The organism is Pandoraea terrigena, assembly GCF_902459705.1.
GTDB classification, from domain to species: Bacteria; Pseudomonadota; Gammaproteobacteria; order Burkholderiales; family Burkholderiaceae; genus Pandoraea; species Pandoraea terrigena.
This window is the reverse complement of the sequence record NZ_CABPRU010000001.1, coordinates 436,026-453,957: the sequence shown is the minus strand read 5'-3', so window position 1 is coordinate 453,957 and position 17,932 is coordinate 436,026. Positions and strand designations below refer to the sequence as shown.

The 17,932-nt window shown below is 65.0% G+C and carries 15 protein-coding genes, 1 tRNA gene, 1 pseudogene and 1 riboswitch; of the genes and pseudogenes, 11 read left to right on the top strand and 6 right to left on the bottom strand.

Features of this window, described 5'->3' with window-relative positions:
* Positions 1 to 54: 54 nt before the first annotated feature.
* From PTE31013_RS01975 to PTE31013_RS01965, 3 genes and pseudogenes are all read left to right on the top strand, one after another.
* A pseudogene (locus tag PTE31013_RS01975) lies at positions 55 to 825 on the top strand (NYN domain-containing protein); the annotation flags it as partial.
* Positions 826 to 927: 102 nt separating this feature from the next.
* A tRNA-Val gene (locus PTE31013_RS01970) sits at positions 928 to 1,004 on the top strand.
* A 305-nt stretch (positions 1,005 to 1,309) separates the two neighbouring features.
* A complete protein-coding gene (locus PTE31013_RS01965; protein ID WP_150611142.1) occupies positions 1,310 to 1,606 on the top strand; it encodes a hypothetical protein in 297 nt (98 codons plus the stop codon).
* Between the two features lie 108 nt (positions 1,607 to 1,714).
* On the opposite strand, the gene PTE31013_RS01960 is transcribed toward PTE31013_RS01965, so the two are convergent.
* Complete coding sequence (locus PTE31013_RS01960) at positions 1,715 to 2,617, bottom strand: LysR family transcriptional regulator (protein ID WP_150611141.1); 903 nt, start codon at positions 2,615 to 2,617, stop codon at positions 1,715 to 1,717.
* Positions 2,618 to 2,761: 144 nt separating this feature from the next.
* Between PTE31013_RS01960 and PTE31013_RS01955 the strand changes: the two genes are divergently transcribed.
* From PTE31013_RS01955 to PTE31013_RS01925, 7 genes are all read left to right on the top strand, one after another.
* On the top strand, positions 2,762 to 3,460 hold the full coding sequence (locus PTE31013_RS01955; protein ID WP_217426210.1) for a glutathione S-transferase family protein: 699 nt from the start codon (positions 2,762 to 2,764) through the stop codon (positions 3,458 to 3,460).
* Positions 3,461 to 3,476: 16 nt separating this feature from the next.
* Complete coding sequence (locus PTE31013_RS01950; RefSeq protein ID WP_150611140.1) at positions 3,477 to 4,451, top strand: pyridoxamine 5'-phosphate oxidase family protein; 975 nt, start codon at positions 3,477 to 3,479, stop codon at positions 4,449 to 4,451.
* Positions 4,452 to 4,895: 444 nt separating this feature from the next.
* Positions 4,896 to 5,744: a DMT family transporter gene (locus tag PTE31013_RS01945; protein ID WP_150611139.1), complete on the top strand. Its 849-nt coding sequence runs from the start codon at positions 4,896 to 4,898 to the stop codon at positions 5,742 to 5,744.
* 105 nt (positions 5,745 to 5,849) lie between these two features.
* Entirely contained in the window at positions 5,850 to 6,746 is an 897-nt protein-coding gene (locus tag PTE31013_RS01940; RefSeq protein WP_150611138.1) for a LysR family transcriptional regulator, read from the top strand.
* Positions 6,747 to 6,858: 112 nt separating this feature from the next.
* Positions 6,859 to 8,193, top strand: coding sequence for an argininosuccinate synthase (gene argG, locus PTE31013_RS01935; RefSeq protein WP_150611137.1), 1,335 nt, complete (start codon positions 6,859 to 6,861; stop codon positions 8,191 to 8,193).
* 216 nt (positions 8,194 to 8,409) lie between these two features.
* A complete protein-coding gene (locus PTE31013_RS01930) occupies positions 8,410 to 9,813 on the top strand; it encodes an HdeD family acid-resistance protein (RefSeq protein WP_150611136.1) in 1,404 nt (467 codons plus the stop codon).
* Positions 9,814 to 9,975: 162 nt separating this feature from the next.
* On the top strand, positions 9,976 to 11,148 hold the full coding sequence (locus PTE31013_RS01925; RefSeq protein ID WP_150611135.1) for an alpha/beta fold hydrolase: 1,173 nt from the start codon (positions 9,976 to 9,978) through the stop codon (positions 11,146 to 11,148).
* A 255-nt stretch (positions 11,149 to 11,403) separates the two neighbouring features.
* Here the strand turns inward: PTE31013_RS01925 and PTE31013_RS25335 are convergent, their stop codons facing one another.
* The 4 genes from PTE31013_RS25335 to PTE31013_RS01905 all read right to left on the bottom strand — a co-directional run bounded on the left by PTE31013_RS25335 (position 11,404) and on the right by PTE31013_RS01905 (position 15,221).
* Positions 11,404 to 11,574, bottom strand: coding sequence for a DUF6726 family protein (locus PTE31013_RS25335; protein ID WP_425495531.1), 171 nt, complete (start codon positions 11,572 to 11,574; stop codon positions 11,404 to 11,406).
* 228 nt (positions 11,575 to 11,802) lie between these two features.
* On the bottom strand, positions 11,803 to 12,084 hold the full coding sequence (locus PTE31013_RS01915; RefSeq protein ID WP_150611133.1) for a DUF1653 domain-containing protein: 282 nt from the start codon (positions 12,082 to 12,084) through the stop codon (positions 11,803 to 11,805).
* A gap of 66 nt (positions 12,085 to 12,150) precedes the next feature.
* Entirely contained in the window at positions 12,151 to 12,942 is a 792-nt protein-coding gene (locus PTE31013_RS01910) for a bestrophin-like domain (protein WP_150611132.1), read from the bottom strand.
* Between the two features lie 194 nt (positions 12,943 to 13,136).
* A complete protein-coding gene (locus tag PTE31013_RS01905; RefSeq protein ID WP_150611131.1) occupies positions 13,137 to 15,221 on the bottom strand; it encodes an ATP-dependent helicase in 2,085 nt (694 codons plus the stop codon).
* 166 nt (positions 15,222 to 15,387) lie between these two features.
* Here PTE31013_RS01905 and PTE31013_RS01900 point away from each other — a divergent pair, with 166 nt between their 5' ends.
* The gene (locus tag PTE31013_RS01900; RefSeq protein ID WP_150611130.1) at positions 15,388 to 16,329 is read left to right on the top strand and encodes a DUF72 domain-containing protein; all 942 of its coding nucleotides are present in this window, start codon (positions 15,388 to 15,390) and stop codon (positions 16,327 to 16,329) included.
* Here PTE31013_RS01900 and PTE31013_RS01895 read toward each other — a convergent pair.
* On the bottom strand, positions 16,326 to 17,663 hold the full coding sequence (locus PTE31013_RS01895; RefSeq protein ID WP_174978398.1) for a voltage-gated chloride channel family protein: 1,338 nt from the start codon (positions 17,661 to 17,663) through the stop codon (positions 16,326 to 16,328). The genes PTE31013_RS01900 and PTE31013_RS01895 overlap by 4 nt on opposite strands.
* A 129-nt stretch (positions 17,664 to 17,792) precedes the next feature.
* Positions 17,793 to 17,871: riboswitch (Fluoride riboswitch) on the bottom strand.
* Positions 17,872 to 17,932 lie beyond the last annotated feature (61 nt).

Genomic DNA, 17,932 nt, shown 5'->3' with positions numbered 1-17,932 from the left:
GGACACGGTTCCGGGCCATAATGCGAAACGTCTTCGCGTTCAAGGAACCCCGTCATGTCTGTGACACCCCCCGTAGCCGCCCAGGGCCCCACGCTCGTCGTTCTGATCGACGCCGATAACGCCGCGCCCGCCATCGTCGAAGGCCTGCTCACCGAAGTGGCCAAATACGGCGTGGCGAGCGTGAAGCGCATCTACGGCGACTGGACCAAGCCCAATCTCGACGGCTGGAAGAAGTGCCTGCTCGAATACTCGATCCAGCCGATCCAGCAGTTCCGCTACACCGTCGGCAAGAACGCCACCGACAGCGCCATGATCATCGACGCCATGGATCTGCTCTACACGGGACGCTTCGACGGATTCTGCCTCGTTTCCAGCGACAGCGATTTCACGCGGCTCGCCTCGCGCATCCGTGAGCAGGGGCTGATCGTGTACGGCTTCGGCGAGCGCAAGACACCGCAGCCGTTCGTCACCGCATGCGACAAATTCATCTACACGGAATTGCTGCGCCAGGACGATGAACCGGACGACGGCGGCGAAGCCCCGGCGCCGCGCAAGCGCCGCAGCGCGTCGGACCTCAAGCGCGACACGCGCCTCGTGCGCCTGCTGCGCAATGCGGTGACCGGCGTGTCGGACGAGGACGGGTGGGCGAGCCTGGGCCCCATTGGTAGCCATATCGCCAAGCAGGCGCCGGACTTCGACTCGCGCACGTATGGGTTCGGCAAGCTGAGCGACCTCGTGGCGACCATCGGCCTGTTCGATGTCGAGCAACGCACGGGCGGCGGCGGCAACAAGAGCCTCTGGGTACGGATCAAGCCGAAGCGCGCCCCGGCGAAACGCGGCGAATGAGCGTGACCGGGACTTTTTCCGAAGCAATCGCGCGAAACGCTTGCCAGCCCATGAAATTCACCCTATAATCGCCGTCTTTCTAGGCTCGTAGCTCAGCTGGTTAGAGCACCACCTTGACATGGTGGGGGTCGTTGGTTCGAGTCCAATCGAGCCTACCAACGAATCAAAAGCACAGGGCGTTGCGCGTTTTCGCGTAACGCCTTTTGTTTTTTCCGCGACCGCGCGAGACCCATCCCACGCGTTACAAAACGACACATCCCCGACAAACTGGTAGCACCTGCCGGGCAGTGTCGTCGATAGACTCGCTTCAACGGTTCGACGAAAGGCGTCTGCATGGACTGGCAACCAAGCCCGCGCCGCTGACGCGAATCGATCCGACTCACTGGCTTCATTGCCCACGCGTACGCAGGCGCACCATGTCATCAGACGATGCATCGACCTGCAAGCGCCACTGGAGGACATCATGAAACGCATTCTTATCCTGGCTGCCCTCGGCGTTGCCGCCGCTTTCGCTTCGAGCGCGGCGTCGGCCCATATGGACGTTGGCGTCTACCTGGGCTTGCCCGCGCCCGTGATTGAAGCGCCGCCGGTCTATGTCGCGCCGCAGCCGGTATATGTGCAGCCGCGCCCCATGTATCAGGCGCCGAGTCCGGTCGTCTACTACGGTCGCGACCGCTGGGACGACTGGCGTGATCGCCGCTGGGAAGACCGTCATGATCGCGGCCGCCACCGTGGCTGGCGTCACGGCGACGACGACTGATCCCCCAAGGAACGAAGCGGTCCGCCGATTGGCGTCGGCGGGCTTTTTACGCGGGAAGCGGCACCGTCGCTTTCCGCGTTCTTTTGTTTGATGTCGGCCACCGACCGCTCATTGCGTCGAGACGTCGCGCAACGCCCGCAACTCCCGCTTCATCCATTCCACGAACACGCGCGTGCGCGACGGCAACAGCCGGGCATGCGGATACACGATATTGACGGGCCGAGCCGGCCCTTCGTAGTCCTTGAGCACGCGCACCAGGCGGCCGTCGGCCATCGGTGCGGCCACCTGGTACGAGAGGAAGCAGCCGTAGCCCATCCCGTCGAGGCACGCCTCGACCGCCGTGAGGCCATGACTGACCTCGAGATTGCCATCGACCGGCACGACGAACTCACGTCCGCCCTCCCAGAAGCGCCACTGACCGAAGCCGCCGCCGTGCGAGCGGATGCAATTCCTGCCCGCCAGCTCGCGCGGATGCGTCACTTCCCCCTGCTCGGCCAGACACGCCGGACTCGCCACCACCACGCGACGAATCGCCCCGAGGCTCTGCGCGACGAGTGTCGAGTCGTCCAGCGGCGAGATGCGAATCCCGACGTCGATGCCTTCTTCCCACAGATTCACCACACGGTCATTGAGCAACAGACGGCATTTGACCGCCGGATAGGCGCGCAGGAAGCGGTATAGCGCGGGCGCGACGTGCAACTGCCCGAACAGCACCGGCGCCGTGACCACGAGTGTGCCGCTCGGGGCCTCGTGCCGTGCGGCCAGCCGCGCTTCGGCTTCCTGGAGTTCTCCCAGGATTTGACGACACGTCTCGAGATACGTCCGCCCCTCTTCCGTCAACGCAATGCGGCGTGTGGTGCGATTCAGCAGCCGGACATCGAGCGATGTTTCAAGCGCCGCCAGTGTGCGCACCACCGCCGGGAGGGAGGAATCGAGCACGCGCGCCGCCGCGCTCAAGCTGCCCTGATCAACGATGGCGACGAATGTCTGCATGGCGCGAAGTTTGTCCATGTCGCAGATCATTACTCCGAATTTTGGAGTAGTCAAATCAACTTCTCGACATTTATCCGAAAATCGGCTTGATGGAGAATCGGTGTATCGCGCGACGGCCCTGGCAGTGGGGCTTGCGCGGCCGCCCACTACCGGAGACATCTGATGACCCACCCCGCCGAAACGCATGCCCTCTCGCCCGAGCCGTCGGTCCACCCCGCCCGCCCCACCCGACCGATCCGCCTGTATCGGCACGCGCTCTCTGGCCACTGCCATCGCGTCGAACTGATGCTGCACCTGCTGGATCTGCCGTACGAGACCATCGACATCGACCTCACGACGGGGGAGCAAAAGCAACCGGCGTTCCTCGCCATCAACCCGTTCGGGCAGGTCCCTGTCATCGATGATGACGGCCAGGTGATCGCCGATTCGAACGCGATTCTCATCTACCTCGCAAGCCGCTACGATGCCAGCGGCACCTGGCTGCCCGGCGACCCCATTGCCGCCGCCACGACGCAGCGCTGGTTGTCGGTGGCTGCGGGCGATCTGGCCTTCGGGCCGGCCGCCGCGCGCGTGGTCGTCGTGTTCAAGCGCCCCGTCGACGCCACGGCGATGATCGAACGCGCCACGCTGCTCCTGTCGCGCATGCAAGCCTATCTGTCGGCGCCGCACTCGACGCCGTTCCTCGCGGGCGACACGCCGACGATTGCCGATGTGGCTTGCTACACGTATCTCGCGCACGCCCCCGAGGGCAACGTTTCGCTCGAACCGTATCCCGCCGTGCAGGCGTGGCTGGCCCGTGTGGCCGCACTGCCGCGCTTCGTGCCGATGGCATCGACCGCGTGCGGCCTGAACGCCGCCTGAACCCCGGGAGGACACCATGAACACGCCCGGACAACCCTCACACCCCGCGTCACCGTTCCATCCAGGCGAACTCGCCGTGCAGACGCGGGCCGGGTCGCGCGAGGCGATAGCGGAGGTCGGGGCGCGGGTCATTCGCGCCGCGATGCCGGATCAGCATCGTCAATTCTTCGCGCAACTGCCATTCCTGGTCGTGGGTGCGCTCGACGCGCACGGCCACCCCTGGGCAACGCTCTTGAGCGGCGCGCCCGGCTTCGCCCACGCCCCGGATGCAACGCTGCTGCGGGTGAACGCCCTGCCACCCGCGACCGATCCCCTGCATGGCGCCGTGACGCTCGGGGCGCCGGTGGGCGTGCTCGGGCTGGCGCCATCGACACGTCGGCGCAATCGCGTCAACGGCCGGGTCGTCGACGCGGATACGGACGGCTTTGCCATCCGCGTCGACCAAAGTTTCGGCAACTGCCCCCAGTACATCCGCCAACGCGAGATCACACCGCAACGCCACAGCGCGCCAGCGCGGGCCGAACGCCCCCAGACGTCGCTCGACGACGATGCGCAACGGCAGATCGCGAGCGCCGACACGTTCTTCATCGCCACGCATTACGCGGGAGACCGCACGACCGAGCGCAGCGCCGGCACGGACGTCTCCCATCGCGGCGGCAAACCGGGCTTCGTACGCGTCGACGATGCCAACACACTGATGTGGCCTGATTTTCGTGGCAACGCGTACTACAACACGCTGGGCAATCTGTACGCCAATCCGAGCGCGGGACTGGTGTTCGTCGACTTCACATCGGGCGACTTTCTGCACGTGACGGGCGACGCCGACATTCTTTGGCAGGACGAAGCGACGAGCGGCTTCGCAGGCGCGCAGCGGCTCGTGCGCATGCGAGTGCGCGAGGTTCGGCGCGTGCGCGGGGCGCTGCCCGCCACGTGGCGCGATGGCGAGGTGTCGCCGAGTGTCGAACGTACCGGCGCGTGGCCAACGGCTTGATGCCGTGCCTTCACCCTATTCTGACGAGGGGCTCGCCTCGCGCTTGCCGCATGCGATCGCTGCGTGTAAAGTGCGTCCACGCCCACCGAGTATCGGGCGCCATTGTCCTCATCATCGATCCATGACTGCTCACACGTCCCTTCGACTTGCCGTAGCACCGCCGCAACGCGCGGTGGGCGCACGTCTGCGTGGACGTTTTGCGGCAGTCGCGCCTCCCCCGCCGGCCGGCGTGGCACCGCCCGCTGTGGTGGTCGCCGTCGTCGGCGCCGTGGCCTAACGCCACCGTTGGCGCGCTGGGCGTTCGTCGCCCGGCACAACACCCTTTCATTCGAATTTCAGTTTTGATCCGCCTGTCGGCGCATCGAACGCCGTGACGTGTGGTCATGCCACGTCCGCGGCGGCGTCGCGCCCGGCAGGCCGGACATCCTGTTCAGGGGAAGATCGATGCAATCAGAAGGTCTCGCGTGGCGCCGGCATGGCGCGACGCTCTTGTTTGTCCTGTTATGGAGCGGCGGCGCACTGGCTGCCAAATGGGGGCTGGCGCATGCGTCGGCGTTTGCGTTTCTCGTCATCCGGCTGGGGGTGGCGCTGGCTGCGCTTACACTCATCGCATTCACGCGCCGTCGATGGTGGCCCGCCGCGAACACCCGCTGGCAAGTCGCACGCACCGGCGCGCTGCTCATCGGCGGGTATCAGGCGGCGTATCTGCTTGCGCTCTCCCACGGCATCACGCCCGGCGCGCTCGCCACGGTGCTGGGCGTGCAGCCGATTCTCACGCTCGTGGCGCTGGAGCGGGTGCATAGCGCGCGGCGGCTTGCCGGGCTTGCCGTGGCGCTGACCGGTCTCGCGCTGGTCGTCGCGCAAAGCCTGATGTCGGCTCAGCTCTCGGCGGCGGGCTCGCTCTGGGCGCTGGCCGCACTGGCGTGCATGACGCTTGGCACCCTCGCCCAGAAGGGCTCGCGACAAACGCCGCTCGACGTGCTGCCGCTGCAATACGCGGTCGGGCTTGCGATGGCGTTGCTCGTCGCGCCGACGCAACCGTGGCACGTGGATGCGTCGCTCGGCTTCTGGCTGCCGCTGCTCTATATGGGGCTGGTGATTTCGGTCGGCGCCACCCTGCTGCTCTATCGCATGATCGCCACCGGCAATCTCGTCACCGTCACCAGCTTGTTCTATCTGGTGCCCGTCGTGACGGCGCTGCTCGACTGGGGCATCTTCGGACATCGCCCCACGGCACTCGCCGTCGCGGGCACCGCCGCGATCCTGCTGGGTTTGCGACTGGCGCTTCGATAGACCGGCTAGGCATCATCTCGGCTAAGATTGTCAGCAACAGGGTGACAATGACGAGGAAAACCCTTTCGTTGTCACCCGAAACTTCTTGCGACCGGGGGCTGACTGATGGATTTACTCGACGACATGCGCATCTTCATCACCGCGGTCGACGCCATGAGCTTTACGGGCGCGGCAGCAAAGCTCGGCCTGTCGAAACAGTTCGTGAGCCGCCGAATCTCGTCGCTGGAGCAGGCGCTTGGCGTGCGTTTGTTGCTGCGGACGACGCGACGGCTCGCGGTCACGGACCTGGGCCGGATCTATTACGAGCGCGCGCGGCGCATTCTCGACGACGTGGAAGCGGCCAATCTCGCCGTGAGCAGCCAGGGGGAGCGGCCGCGCGGCAATTTGCGCGTCTCCGCGCCGATGTCGTTCGGCACGATGTTTCTCGGCTCGGTCATTCCGTCGTTTCTCACGACCTATCCGGATGTCACCATCGAGCTGGAACTCAACGACCGCACCGTCGACATCATTGGCGAGGGTTACGACGTGGCGGTGCGCATCGGCGCGCTGGCCGATTCGTCGCTGATCGGCCGGGCGGTCGCGCCCATGCGCATGGTGACCTGCGCCAGCCCACGATATCTGGAGGCGCACGGCACGCCGGAAACCCCGGAGGCGCTGCGCGATCACGCCCTTTTGCCCTATGGGCACAGCCAGCGCGTGAGCTGGACTTACGCACGGGACGGCCATCCGCTTGAGGTCCCGGTGGCCGGGCGCCTGCGCGTGAACAACGGCGAACTGGCGCGCGACGCCGCCGTCGCTGGCCTCGGCATCACGTGGCTGCCGGTATTCATCGTCGCACCGGCCTTGCTGAACGGGCGGCTGGTGACCGTGCTCGACGCGTTCGCGCCGACGCCGTCGGCGATTCATGTCGTCTATCCACAGCATCGACAGGCATCGCTCGTGATTCGCGCGTTTTCCGATTTCCTGTCGTCCGCGTGCAGCGTGGCCGGCACGCAGTGGTGACAATTTGGGCGAAGTTTGGCGTCCCGGCACACGGGAATCGGCCGTCAGACTTGACCATCCATAGCCCGGACAGGGATACTTGACAGGTTAAAAACCCAGCTTTTCCACGCCGATGACCACGATTCTGCAACACATTCCCACGGGACAACGGGTCGGCATCGCCTTTTCGGGCGGTCTCGACACCAGCGCTGCGCTGCTTTGGATGCGCCAAAAAGGCGCGATTCCGTACGCTTACACGGCCAATCTGGGTCAGCCGGACGAACCCGACTACGACGAAATCCCGCGCCGCGCCATGGGTTACGGTGCGGAGAAGGCGCGCCTGATCGACTGCCGCACGCAACTCGTGGCCGAAGGCATCGCCGCCCTGCAATCGGGCGCGTTCCACATTTCGACGGCCGGCGTCACCTACTTCAACACCACGCCGATCGGCCGCGCCGTCACGGGCACCATGCTCGTCGCCGCGATGAAGGAAGATGACGTCAATATCTGGGGAGATGGCAGCACCTATAAGGGCAATGACATCGAGCGCTTCTACCGCTACGGTCTCTTGACCAACCCGGGCCTGCAAATCTACAAGCCGTGGCTCGACCAGACGTTCATCGACGAACTGGGCGGCCGCAAGGAAATGTCGGAATTCCTGATCGCCAACGGCTTCGATTACAAGATGTCGGTCGAGAAGGCCTATTCGACGGACTCGAACATGCTGGGGGCGACGCACGAAGCCAAGGATCTCGAACATCTGAATTCGGGCATCAAGATTGTGCAGCCGATCATGGGCGTGCCGTTCTGGCGCGACGACTGCGCGGTCAAGGCCGAAGAAGTCACCGTGCGCTTCGAAGACGGCCAACCGGTGGCCCTCAATGGCAAGACGTTCGCCAACGCCGTCGAGCTGTTCGAGGAAGCCAATCGCATCGGCGGCCGTCACGGCCTGGGCATGAGCGATCAGATCGAGAACCGCATCATCGAAGCCAAGAGCCGTGGCATCTATGAAGCCCCGGGCCTCGCGCTGCTGTTCATCGCTTACGAGCGTCTGGTCACCGGCATCCACAACGAAGACACCATCGAGCAATACCGCGAGAACGGCCGCCGTCTGGGCCGTCTGCTGTATCAGGGCCGCTGGTTCGACCCGCAAGCCATCATGCTGCGCGAGACGGCGCAGCGCTGGGTCGCACGTGCCGTGACGGGCGAAGTGACCATCGAGCTGCGTCGCGGCAACGATTACTCGTTGCTCAACACGACGTCGCCGAACCTGACGTACAAGCCTGAGCGCCTGACGATGGAAAAGGGCGAGTCGGTGTTCACGCCGCTCGACCGCATCGGCCAGCTCACGATGCGCACACTCGACATCATCGACACGCGCGAGAAGCTCATGACCTACGCCAAGGCCGGTCTGCTCACCGCATCGAGCGACGACGCCCTGCCGCAGCTCGAAACCAAGAAGGACTGAGCCGGCTGACTCGCGCAGCGCCTCTCGGGGCGCTGCGTGGGTTGCTTGCCACGACAGGCGGCGCGCCCCGAAAGGAGCGCGCCGCCTTTGTTTTTGGCCTGTCACGGTTCACGCGCTAAGATAGCGTCAAAAGCCGCCACCACCCCGACCCTCCCGCGTTTGGGGCGCGCGCCTTCTCCCATCCCCCGGGCAGGCACGTGCGACGGAGACCTTGCGTTGGTACGTTTAATATTGTTGTTGCTCGGCGTCGATTATTTGCGCCGCCGCGCCCGCGCCCTGATCTGGATCGGTGCGATTTTCTTTGCCTTCGGCCTGGCGCTGATCGTCGATGCGCTCGACGGCGTGGTGCACTTTCCGCTCAACGTGTTCGCCTGGCTGATGCTGCTCGAAGGGATAGCGACGCTGGCCATCGTCAGCATCGGTGTCGGCGGCCAGCGCGTCGTGCGCGGGCTCAAGGGCGGCACCTTCACGCTTGCCGCGCTGCTCGTACTCTTCTTCGACCAGCAGCACGGCAATTTCTGGCTGTCGATGCTGTTCGGCACACTCTTCCTCGCCGACGGGCTACTGCAATGCGTGGCGGCGTACGTCGTACGGTATCCGCGCTGGGGTTGGGCGATGGCGGGGGGATGGGTCGAGATCGCCGTGGCGATCTTCTTCTACCAGCCTTATCCGACGCACTACAAGGGCACATTGCCTTACGCAATCGGGCTGGGGCTCGCATTCACGGGCTGGAACTTACTGGTCCTCGCCATGCGCGCGCGAGGCCTGCGCCGCGACTTCCGCGTCGAGCAGATTCTTGGCAGCCCCAACGACAAACGCCGCATGTGGGAAGACCGTCCCCGCGCACCGCGCTGGGAAGGCCCGCCGACCGACGCCGAACCCGCGTTGACGGTTCACGTCTGGACACCCTCGGGATCGTCCAAGGCCCCCGCACGCCGTCAACCGTTGATCGACCGTTACATTGCCGCCGTCGACAGGAACGGCGTGATCTCGACGGGCCACGCGGCGCTGGAGAGTCACGAAGGCGTGTATTTGAGTCTTTATCCCGCGCAGGAAATCGACCGTTCCCCGGATCAGTTCGGGCAACTGCTGCGCGCCACGCGCGAAAATGACGTACCCGGCGTGTTCCAGCCGGACTACGCGACGGAATCGAAGGCATGGTGCCCATCCACTGTGAAAGTCCGCATTCGCAACTACAGTCCCCGGCAGTTAGGCACCTTTTGGCAGACCTACCGTCAGAACACCACCTATAACCTGACGCATCGCAACTGCTCGAGCAGTGTGGCCAAGGCGCTGGAGGCGGCGATCGAAGGCCGGGTGGGTCACCTCCCGGGCGGCACGGATGCGGGCTGGTGGACCTTCGTGCGCCTCTGGCTCACGCCGGAGTTGTGGGTCGCTGCGCAATTGCGCAAGCGGGCCGAGACAATGGCGTGGACGCCGGGGCTGGTGCTCGATTACGCGCGCGCCGTGAGCATGCTGGTCGATCCGCGTCCCTTCGGCTGGTTCACGATGGCGTCGCTGGCGATGCGTCGCATGCGCCGGGCGCGTCACGCGTGGCGGCAGGCCGCTGAGCAGGCGAGCGTTGCGCAGACTCAGGAAAACCGGCCATCGCACGGCTGACGGCGCACGGCACACGAGCAACGGGAACGATCGAGGCACACGGATAGCGACGACGTAACGTCACAAGTACTGGCCAAGGCAACGGCAGCAGGCCCGCGGGCGACGCGTGACAGCGACTCACGCAAGCGCCGGAAGCACAACTCATTACGAGGACAGTTCAACATGTTCAACCGCCTGTGGCGCTTCATCAGCGCCGCCCTGTTCGCCAGCCTTGTCATTGGCCGCGCCGCCCATGCGGTCACGCCCGAAGCCGCGCCCGCCACCGTGCCTCACGGTGCCATCGTCGACCGGCAACCGCTCGAAGCCGACCACGGCTTGCCCGAGGCCGGCGAGCAATTTCGTATCCGCTACAGCTCCATCGATGGCGTGGGCGGCATCGAAGCCCGCGAGGACACGGGCGCCGTCTTCCTGCCCAAGGGGCCGACGCCGCCCGGTGGCTGGCCGGTCGTCGTATGGGCGCACGGCACGGTGGGGGTCGCCAGCGCGTGTGCCCCGTCGCTCAACGTGCGCAGTCAGCGCGACATTCAATACCTGGGCACATGGCTCTCGCTCGGGTTCGCCGTCGTGGCGCCCGACTACCCTGGCCTCGGCTCGCGAGGGCTGCACCACTATCTGAACTCGCGCGCACAAGCCTATAGCGTGCTCGACAGCCTGCTCGCCGCGCGCAGTGTCTTCCCGTTGCAGAACCGCGTCGTCCTCGTCGGACAATCACAGGGGGCGCATGCGGCGTTCTCGGCGGCGGGCTATCAGCCGCAGTACGCGCCCGACGTCAAGGTGATCGCGACGGTGCTCACCGGCACGCCGTACTTCAACGCCCAGACGTCGGCCGCCATGCTCTTCGCGAGCCAACCCGATCCGGGCGCGCCGGATCCCAAGATTCCGTATGCGATGTATCTGTTCCTGTCGGCGGCCGACCGCGACCCGACGATGCACGCATCGCGGTACTTCTCGCCACAGGCCTTGCCGGTGCTGAACGAAGCCCGCATGCTTTGCATCGACGAGTTGACCGATCATTCCACGGCCGCCGGCCTGAATGCGGGCAACAGCATGCAGCCGGATATCCAGATTCTGCTCGACGACCTGACACCGTCACTGCGTTACCCGACGCTGCACATCCGGCATCCGGTCTTCATCGGCATGGGCATGAACGACATCGACGTGCCGGTCATCATGCAACAAGCCTTCGCGCGCGATGTGACCCAAGCGGGTACGCCCACGCTGGTGCGCTCGTACGAAGGACTCGATCACGATGCGACGGTCAATCCCTCGCTGCGCGATTCGGTGCCGTTCGTCCTGGACCTCATGTCGGCAACACAACGTGCGAACGCACAATAATTAGAGGAACACCTCGAAATTTCGACACAGATTACACAGGGAGACTTATCGGAAAACGATGCAAGTTATTGATTTTAATTGATTTGCATGCCGTTTCATGGACGCAACATGCGGCCAATTACGTAAAACTACATATGGTGCATCGCAACACGACGTCCTATACTGAATTCGTCTCCTCCATGTCTCCTCCTGATATGGATTAAGCCCGCAACACGCGGGCTTTCTTTTTTTCTGCGGCAGGAAGTTGCGCGGCGATCAGTCGATTGCGGCGGCGCACGCGTCAGTCGGCGCGGCCAGCACGCCGCCCACACCGGGAACGATCTTCAGTCCCGCCGACGCCACCCGGCACGGCGCGGCCATCAACCCACACCCCGACACCGACGTCACGAACGGAAGAATCGCGAACAGGGCCCACCACCGGCGCAGATTGCGCGGCGCGGGCTTCGAGGCCAATGGGGCGTCACCCACATCGAGGGCGCGAGAATCGTACCCATCGACCGTTACCGGGCGGGTAGGCGAAGTGTCAATGGCCGGATCGGGCATCGGGGAGAGCAGCGTCATGAGGAGGTGTCCTGATAAGGGGGATGCCGGGGTGTCGTTGGGTCCGTTGGGTCCATTGAGACAGGCGTCGCAACATGAGCGACGCGGCGTGTCTCAGACAGCAGGCGTCGTATGCCCGATGTACGTGAAGCGCGGCACCGGCCCGCTTTCCGTCACCACGGGTTCATTCCAGATGCGCAGCAGGCGGGTGCTCATGGGCAACCCTTCGCGCGGGTACAGCCGCGTGTAGACCACCACCGGTTCGTCGGTTTCATCGGCACGGGCGATGCCCAGCGCGAGATAACAATTGCCTTTGTAGTGACGGTAGACCCCTGGGCGGAACGCCTCGATTTCCGGCGTGGATTCCGCTGACGGTGCGGATACATTCGATACCATCTCTCTGCTCTCCTGCTGACGACAACCGGATAAGATCCGGCATCAATAGCTTGCTGAAGTTCCGCGTCAGCGCGGCACCGCGATCCCTACGGATTTCGCCAGCGGCGCGGGCGAGATTCCCGAAACGCCGCGGAACGGCTCGTCGAGATTGACGATCAATGCGATCACCATCCCGATCACGCCCATGTGAATCGCGATAACGAAATTGCTTTTCCACGAACCGGGATATCGGCCATTCATCGCCATCGCCGCGAGCATGAAGAACGAGATGACCCACCAGAACACGTCGGGCACGGTTTTCGTCGAGTTCTCGAAGCGCCCCTGGCGTGAATCTTCGAGCCGGTCGAGCAGCGTGCGGATCGAACTGGCGCTGTCCTCGTGTTTCGCGACCACACGACGCGTGGCCCCGACAAACGCCGTCAAGGCCGCTTCGGTCACGGGCGACAGATCGGGATCGGCGGTGCTCAATGATTTCCATTCGTCGGTGACGGCGGACGCCACGTAGCTGCGCAGCAACGCACGCGCGGCCTGCGCATCGCTGTCGCCCACCGCCTTGAGTTCGCGATCGAGGCGCCTCACCACCGACGCCTCGCGCAGCGCCTGATCGTCCGCATGGCCAAGGTTGGCGCGCACGTCGGTCAGCACATGGGCGAGCACGAAGACGATAAACGCGAGCAGGCTACCGTGGACGACATCGGACACCGTGCCGCGCACCTCGGACGGATCGGCCAATCGATCGAACAACAAGACTCGCGCCAGCCATGCGACGACCGTGGCGAGCATCGCCGTGCCGATGGCCATACTCGCGAGCAACAGCCCCGTCGGCATCAACGTCATGTGGTTCACCAGCCATTGCATTCACGTTCCCCCGCATCTGTCTCGACAAATCTTTGCGAAACTTTCATGACGGCGCTCACCTGCGCACCGCCGCCGATGCGGCGACTATACCTGATGCGCGACCGGTGACAACGTCGTGCGTCACGGTCGCTCAGCACACGCGAATATCGCCCACGCGAACGGCCGCACGGGTGCCCCGGTCACGCAACACGATCTCAAGACCATGCACTGCGAAGCTTGCGGGCAACGTCGATGTGCACACTCACGTCGCCCACCGGCGCCTGCGGCCCATCTGCCTCGCGCGGCTTTGGGAACATGTCGTACAGCGGCAACATCGCCTCGGAGATGAAACGGCTGCGCGTGCCATACACATGACGGTCCCCCATTGCCGTTTGCTGATGTACGTAGAACCGTTGCGGCACGACCAGTTGCAGCGATTCCTTCGCGCGAGTCATCGCCACGTACAACAGCCGGCGCTCTTCCTCGATGTCCTCGTCGTCGCCCGTACTCATATCCGACGGAATGCAGCCGTCGACAACGTTGAGCACATAGACCGAGTGCCACTCCTGCCCTTTCGCACTGTGGATCGTCGACAGGATCAGATAGTCTTCGTCGAGCAACGGCGGGCCGGATTGCGCGCTCGTAGCGTCGGGAGGATCGAGCGTCAGCTCGGTCAGGAACTGCTCACGCGAGGCATACGTGCCCGCAATGCGGGCGAGCTGTTCGAGATCGGCCTGGCGCACGGCGGCGTCGTCGAAGCGTTGCGTGAGCATTGGCGCATACCAGCGCAGCGCCAGGTCGACATCGGCCGGCCATGCCAGACGCGTGTCGTGCAGCGCGATGAAGATCTCGACGAACGCACGCCAGTCGGCGGCGGCCGCCGACGGCGGCTTGAAGCCCGCGAGCACCTGCGCCGGCGTGGCGGACGCCGACATGGCGTCGAGCAGGCGCGTTGCGCTCACGGGGCCGATCCCGGGAACCAACTGGGCCACACGAAACCCCGACAAGCGGCTGGCCGGGTTGTGCGCCCAACGCAGGATCGACAACATATCCTTGACGTGCGCCGCTTCGAGAAACTTCAACCCGCCGAATTTCACGAACGGGATATTGCGGCGCGTGAGTTCCAGTTCCAGCGCCGCGCTATGACTCCCCGTGCGGAACAGCACTGCCTGTTGCATCAAGCGCGTGCCGGTCTCGCGTTGCGCCAACACCTGGTCCGCGACCCAGCGCGCCTGTCCCGACTCGTCGCTCACATTGACGAGCTGCGGCAGACGCGTCGAGCTTCGATCGGTCCACAGTGCCTTCGCGTAGCGCTCGCTCGACTCGGCGATGACGGCATTGGACGCATCGAGAATCGGTTGCGTCGAGCGGTAATTGCGCTCGAGCGTGACCACATGCGCGGGCTCGGCGAACTGCCCGGGGAAGTCGAGGATGTTGCGGATCGTGGCCGCGCGGAAGGCATAGATCGACTGTGCGTCGTCCCCCACGACGGTGAGGCCGCGCCCGTCAGGCTTCATGGCACACAGAATCTGCGCCTGCAGTCGATTGGTGTCCTGGTATTCGTCGACGAGCACATGATCGAAGCGCCCGCCCAGCTCACGCGCAAGTTCCGGCGCGCTCATCGTCTCGGCCCAGTACAGCAGCAGATCGTCGTAATCGAGAACGTGCTGGGCCTGCTTCGCATCGACGTAGGCGCCGAAAAGCGTCTTGAGTTGCGCTTCCCATTGCGCGCACCAAGGGAAGTGTTTCGCGAGCACTTCCGCGAGCGGTGCCTGACTGTTCACCACGCGCGAATAGATCGAAAGACAGGTGCCCTTGAGCGGGAAGCGAGACTGCGTGGCGGAAAATCCGAGGTCGTGGCGCGCGAGACCCAGCAGATCCTCGGCATCGCTTCGATCGTGAATGGTGAACGCTTCCGACAAGCCGATGCGCGTTGCAACGTCGCGCAGCAGGCGCGCACCGATGGCGTGAAACGTACCGGCCCACGGCAGCGACGGGGGTTGTGACGATGCCAGCCCCAGCACCTTTTGCAACACCGCGCCTACGCGCCGCTCCATTTCACCGGCCGCGCGCCGCGAGAAAGTGAGCAGCAGGATGCGGTTGGGGTCGGCCCCGCGAACAATGAGGTTGGCCACGCGATGCGCGAGCGTGCTGGTCTTGCCCGAGCCTGCGCCGGCAATGACGAGCAGCGGCCCGCCGGGCGTGCCGTCGTCGCCCACGCCATAGTCGACGGCCTCGCGCTGGCGGTCGTTGAGTTCAGCCCACGGATCGCGGGCAGGGACAGTCGGCTGGTCGGACATGCGAGATCTGGGAGCGCCACGACAAGGCGGACCGTGGCCCGCAAGTACGCTCATCAAGTACTGTATATTTATACATTATAACGGCGGCTTCGACGCCCATCGAGCCTCTTCAGCAATTGAGACAAATCCCGGCCGTCGCCCTGCCGACGGCCCACTGGCTTACCGCATGACGATTCGCACCGGCACATCGTCCTGGACCGACCCGACGCTCATTGCGTGCGGACGGTTCTACCCGCCGGGCGTCGATACGCCCGAGGCGCGGTTGCGTCATTACGCATCGCAGTTCGATCTGGTCGAGGTCGACAGCAGCTACTACCGTCTGCCCGACGCCGCCGTGGCATGGCGCTGGACGCAACGCACGCCCGCGTCGTTTCGCTTTCACATCAAGGCGTTTCGCGCATTCACCGGCCATACCACGCCGCTCACGGCACTCCCTGGCGATATCGCACAGGCGCTTGGCGCGCGGGGCGAGTCGACATCTGGGCCCACGACGCCGCTTGCGTCGCTCGCCCCGGGTGACCTCCCCACCGAACTCCGCGATGAACTCTGGCGACGCTATCTCGAAGCCATCGAGCCGCTGCGTCAAAGCCGACAACTGGCGGCAATTCACTTCCAGTTCTCGCCCCGGGTGCAGAACGACCGCGCCGGACGAGCCCTCGTCTTCGAGACCGCGCGTCGGCTGGATGGGGAACGGCACGCCATCGAGTTTCGTCACCGTAGCTGGTTCGACACGCCATCACGCGAAGCCGCCACGCTGGCGATGCTGCGCGAGACGGGGGCGGCACACACGATCGTCGACAGTCCAGGCGAATCCGACAACACGGTGCCCGCGATCTGGGCGACAACGCGCGGCGACCTGTGCGTCGTCCGTCTGCACGGCCGTAACGCCGCCGCATGGAACCGGCGAGGCGTCGCGGCCTCATCGGGACGCTTCGTCTACGAGTACAGCGCGAGCGAGTTGATCGACATCTCGGCGCGTGTTCAGCGACTGGCCGCGACCGTCGACGACACGCACGTCCTCTTCAATACGAACCACGAAGATCAGGGAATGAAGAACGCATCGGCGTTCATCCGCACGCTCACGACGCTTGCGGGGGGCATCGCCTAGGGGCGACGCGTGGCGTCGGTTGCCCTGGCACTTGCCCTGAGCGTCTTGCGCCATGCGGGCAGATCGCCGAGCCGTGCGTCTTCCGGCACCGCCCCGTGCTTGCCATGCCCGACGCGTTGCGCGCGATAGATGCCCGTGTGTCCCGAGCACAGATACGCGAGCACGCATGCAATCGCGGCATAGCCGCCGATCTGCGGGCCGAAGATCTCGATGGCCATCAACGTCGAGGCGATCGGTGTGTTGGCCGCGCCGGCGAACACGGCGACAAAACCGATACCGGCGAGCACCGCCGCCGGCAACGTCAACACATGCGACAGCGCATTGCCCAGCGTCGCGCCGATGTAGAACAGCGGGGTCACTTCCCCGCCCTTGAAGCCCGAACCGAGCGTGACGACAGTAAACACCGCCTTGCCAAGGAAGTCGTACCACGGCAGCGACGTATGGAACGCATCGACGATGGTCGGAATGCCCAACCCGAGGTACTGCGGCGTGCCCAGCACCGTGGCCGCCACCGCGACGAGCAGGCCCCCGGCGAATGGCCGCAGCGGCGCGTAGGCGATACGGCGCTTCATGAAGGCCGACGTCGCGTGCGTGGCCTGTGCGAAGGCCATCCCGGCGAGTCCGCACACCACGCCCATGGCAGCGGCACTGAGCGCGCCCGTGAGCGACAGCGACGCGGCGAACGCGCCGGGCGCGATCGTATACGCTGTGTGATGCACACCCCAGGCACGTGTGACGGCGTCGCCCACCAGCGCCGCGACGAGGCACGGCAACAAGGCGTCGTAACGCAGGCGTCCGATAGCGAGCACCTCCAGGCCGAACACGGCGCCGGCGAGCGGCGTGCCGAAAACCGAGGCGAAGCCTGCGGCGATGCCCGACATCAGCAGCACACGGCGCTGTTCGCCGGACAGGCGGAAGACATGGGTGAGTTGATCGGCCAACGCGCCCCCCATCTGCACGGCAGTGCCCTCGCGCCCGGCGGACCCGCCGACCAGGTGCGTGACAACCGTGCCGAAAAGCACCAGCGGCGCCATGCGCAACGGCACGACGCGCTGCGGATCGTGAATTTCGTCGATCAGCAGATTGTTGCCAGCCTCGACACTGGCGCCGAGCCGCAGATAGAGCCAGCCCACCGCGAAACCGGAGATGGGCAGCAACCCGAGCAGCCACGGATGACCCAGGCGAGTCTCGGTCGCAAGATCGAGCGCCACGAGAAACAGCGCCGACGCACTGCCGGCCATGACGCCGACCAACGCCGCGAGCGAGCTGGCACGGGCGGCGCGCGGCAAAACGCCGAACACGTCGCGCAGGGGAGAGTCTTGAAACATCTTCATGGGGTCAAACACAGGGGACACGCAACGCGCGTCGACAAATTGCCTGAACACCGCCGGGAATGAGACGCAGAGCCAAAGGAAACGAGAGAAACGCTCGTACGCATAGCCCGCAACCTCCCGGCACGCCAGGATCTTGCAGGCATCATCAGCCCCGGGGAGGGGCGGTTTGCGAAACGATCGCCGGAGGTATGCCATCTCCGTGGAGCCGCCGACATGCTATCAGGAAGCGCAGAACCCTACAACGCGTGACATTTGGTGCGGCGCAATGC

Bases quoted from the DNA above. Each gene is read 5' to 3' on its own strand.
- PTE31013_RS01965 (WP_150611142.1), top strand. From the start codon at position 1,310: ATGAAACGCATTCTTATCCTGGCTGCCCTCGGCGTTGCCGCCGCTTTC.
- PTE31013_RS01960 (WP_150611141.1), bottom strand. From the start codon at position 2,617: ATGGACAAACTTCGCGCCATGCAGACATTCGTCGCCATCGTTGATCAG.
- PTE31013_RS01955 (WP_217426210.1), top strand. From the start codon at position 2,762: ATGACCCACCCCGCCGAAACGCATGCCCTCTCGCCCGAGCCGTCGGTC.
- PTE31013_RS01950 (WP_150611140.1), top strand. From the start codon at position 3,477: ATGAACACGCCCGGACAACCCTCACACCCCGCGTCACCGTTCCATCCA.
- PTE31013_RS01945 (WP_150611139.1), top strand. From the start codon at position 4,896: ATGCAATCAGAAGGTCTCGCGTGGCGCCGGCATGGCGCGACGCTCTTG.
- PTE31013_RS01940 (WP_150611138.1), top strand. From the start codon at position 5,850: ATGGATTTACTCGACGACATGCGCATCTTCATCACCGCGGTCGACGCC.
- argG (WP_150611137.1), top strand. From the start codon at position 6,859: ATGACCACGATTCTGCAACACATTCCCACGGGACAACGGGTCGGCATC.
- PTE31013_RS01925 (WP_150611135.1), top strand. From the start codon at position 9,976: ATGTTCAACCGCCTGTGGCGCTTCATCAGCGCCGCCCTGTTCGCCAGC.
- PTE31013_RS01915 (WP_150611133.1), bottom strand. From the start codon at position 12,084: ATGGTATCGAATGTATCCGCACCGTCAGCGGAATCCACGCCGGAAATC.
- PTE31013_RS01910 (WP_150611132.1), bottom strand. From the start codon at position 12,942: ATGCAATGGCTGGTGAACCACATGACGTTGATGCCGACGGGGCTGTTG.
- PTE31013_RS01905 (WP_150611131.1), bottom strand. From the start codon at position 15,221: ATGTCCGACCAGCCGACTGTCCCTGCCCGCGATCCGTGGGCTGAACTC.
- PTE31013_RS01900 (WP_150611130.1), top strand. From the start codon at position 15,388: ATGACGATTCGCACCGGCACATCGTCCTGGACCGACCCGACGCTCATT.
- PTE31013_RS01895 (WP_174978398.1), bottom strand. From the start codon at position 17,663: ATGAAGATGTTTCAAGACTCTCCCCTGCGCGACGTGTTCGGCGTTTTG.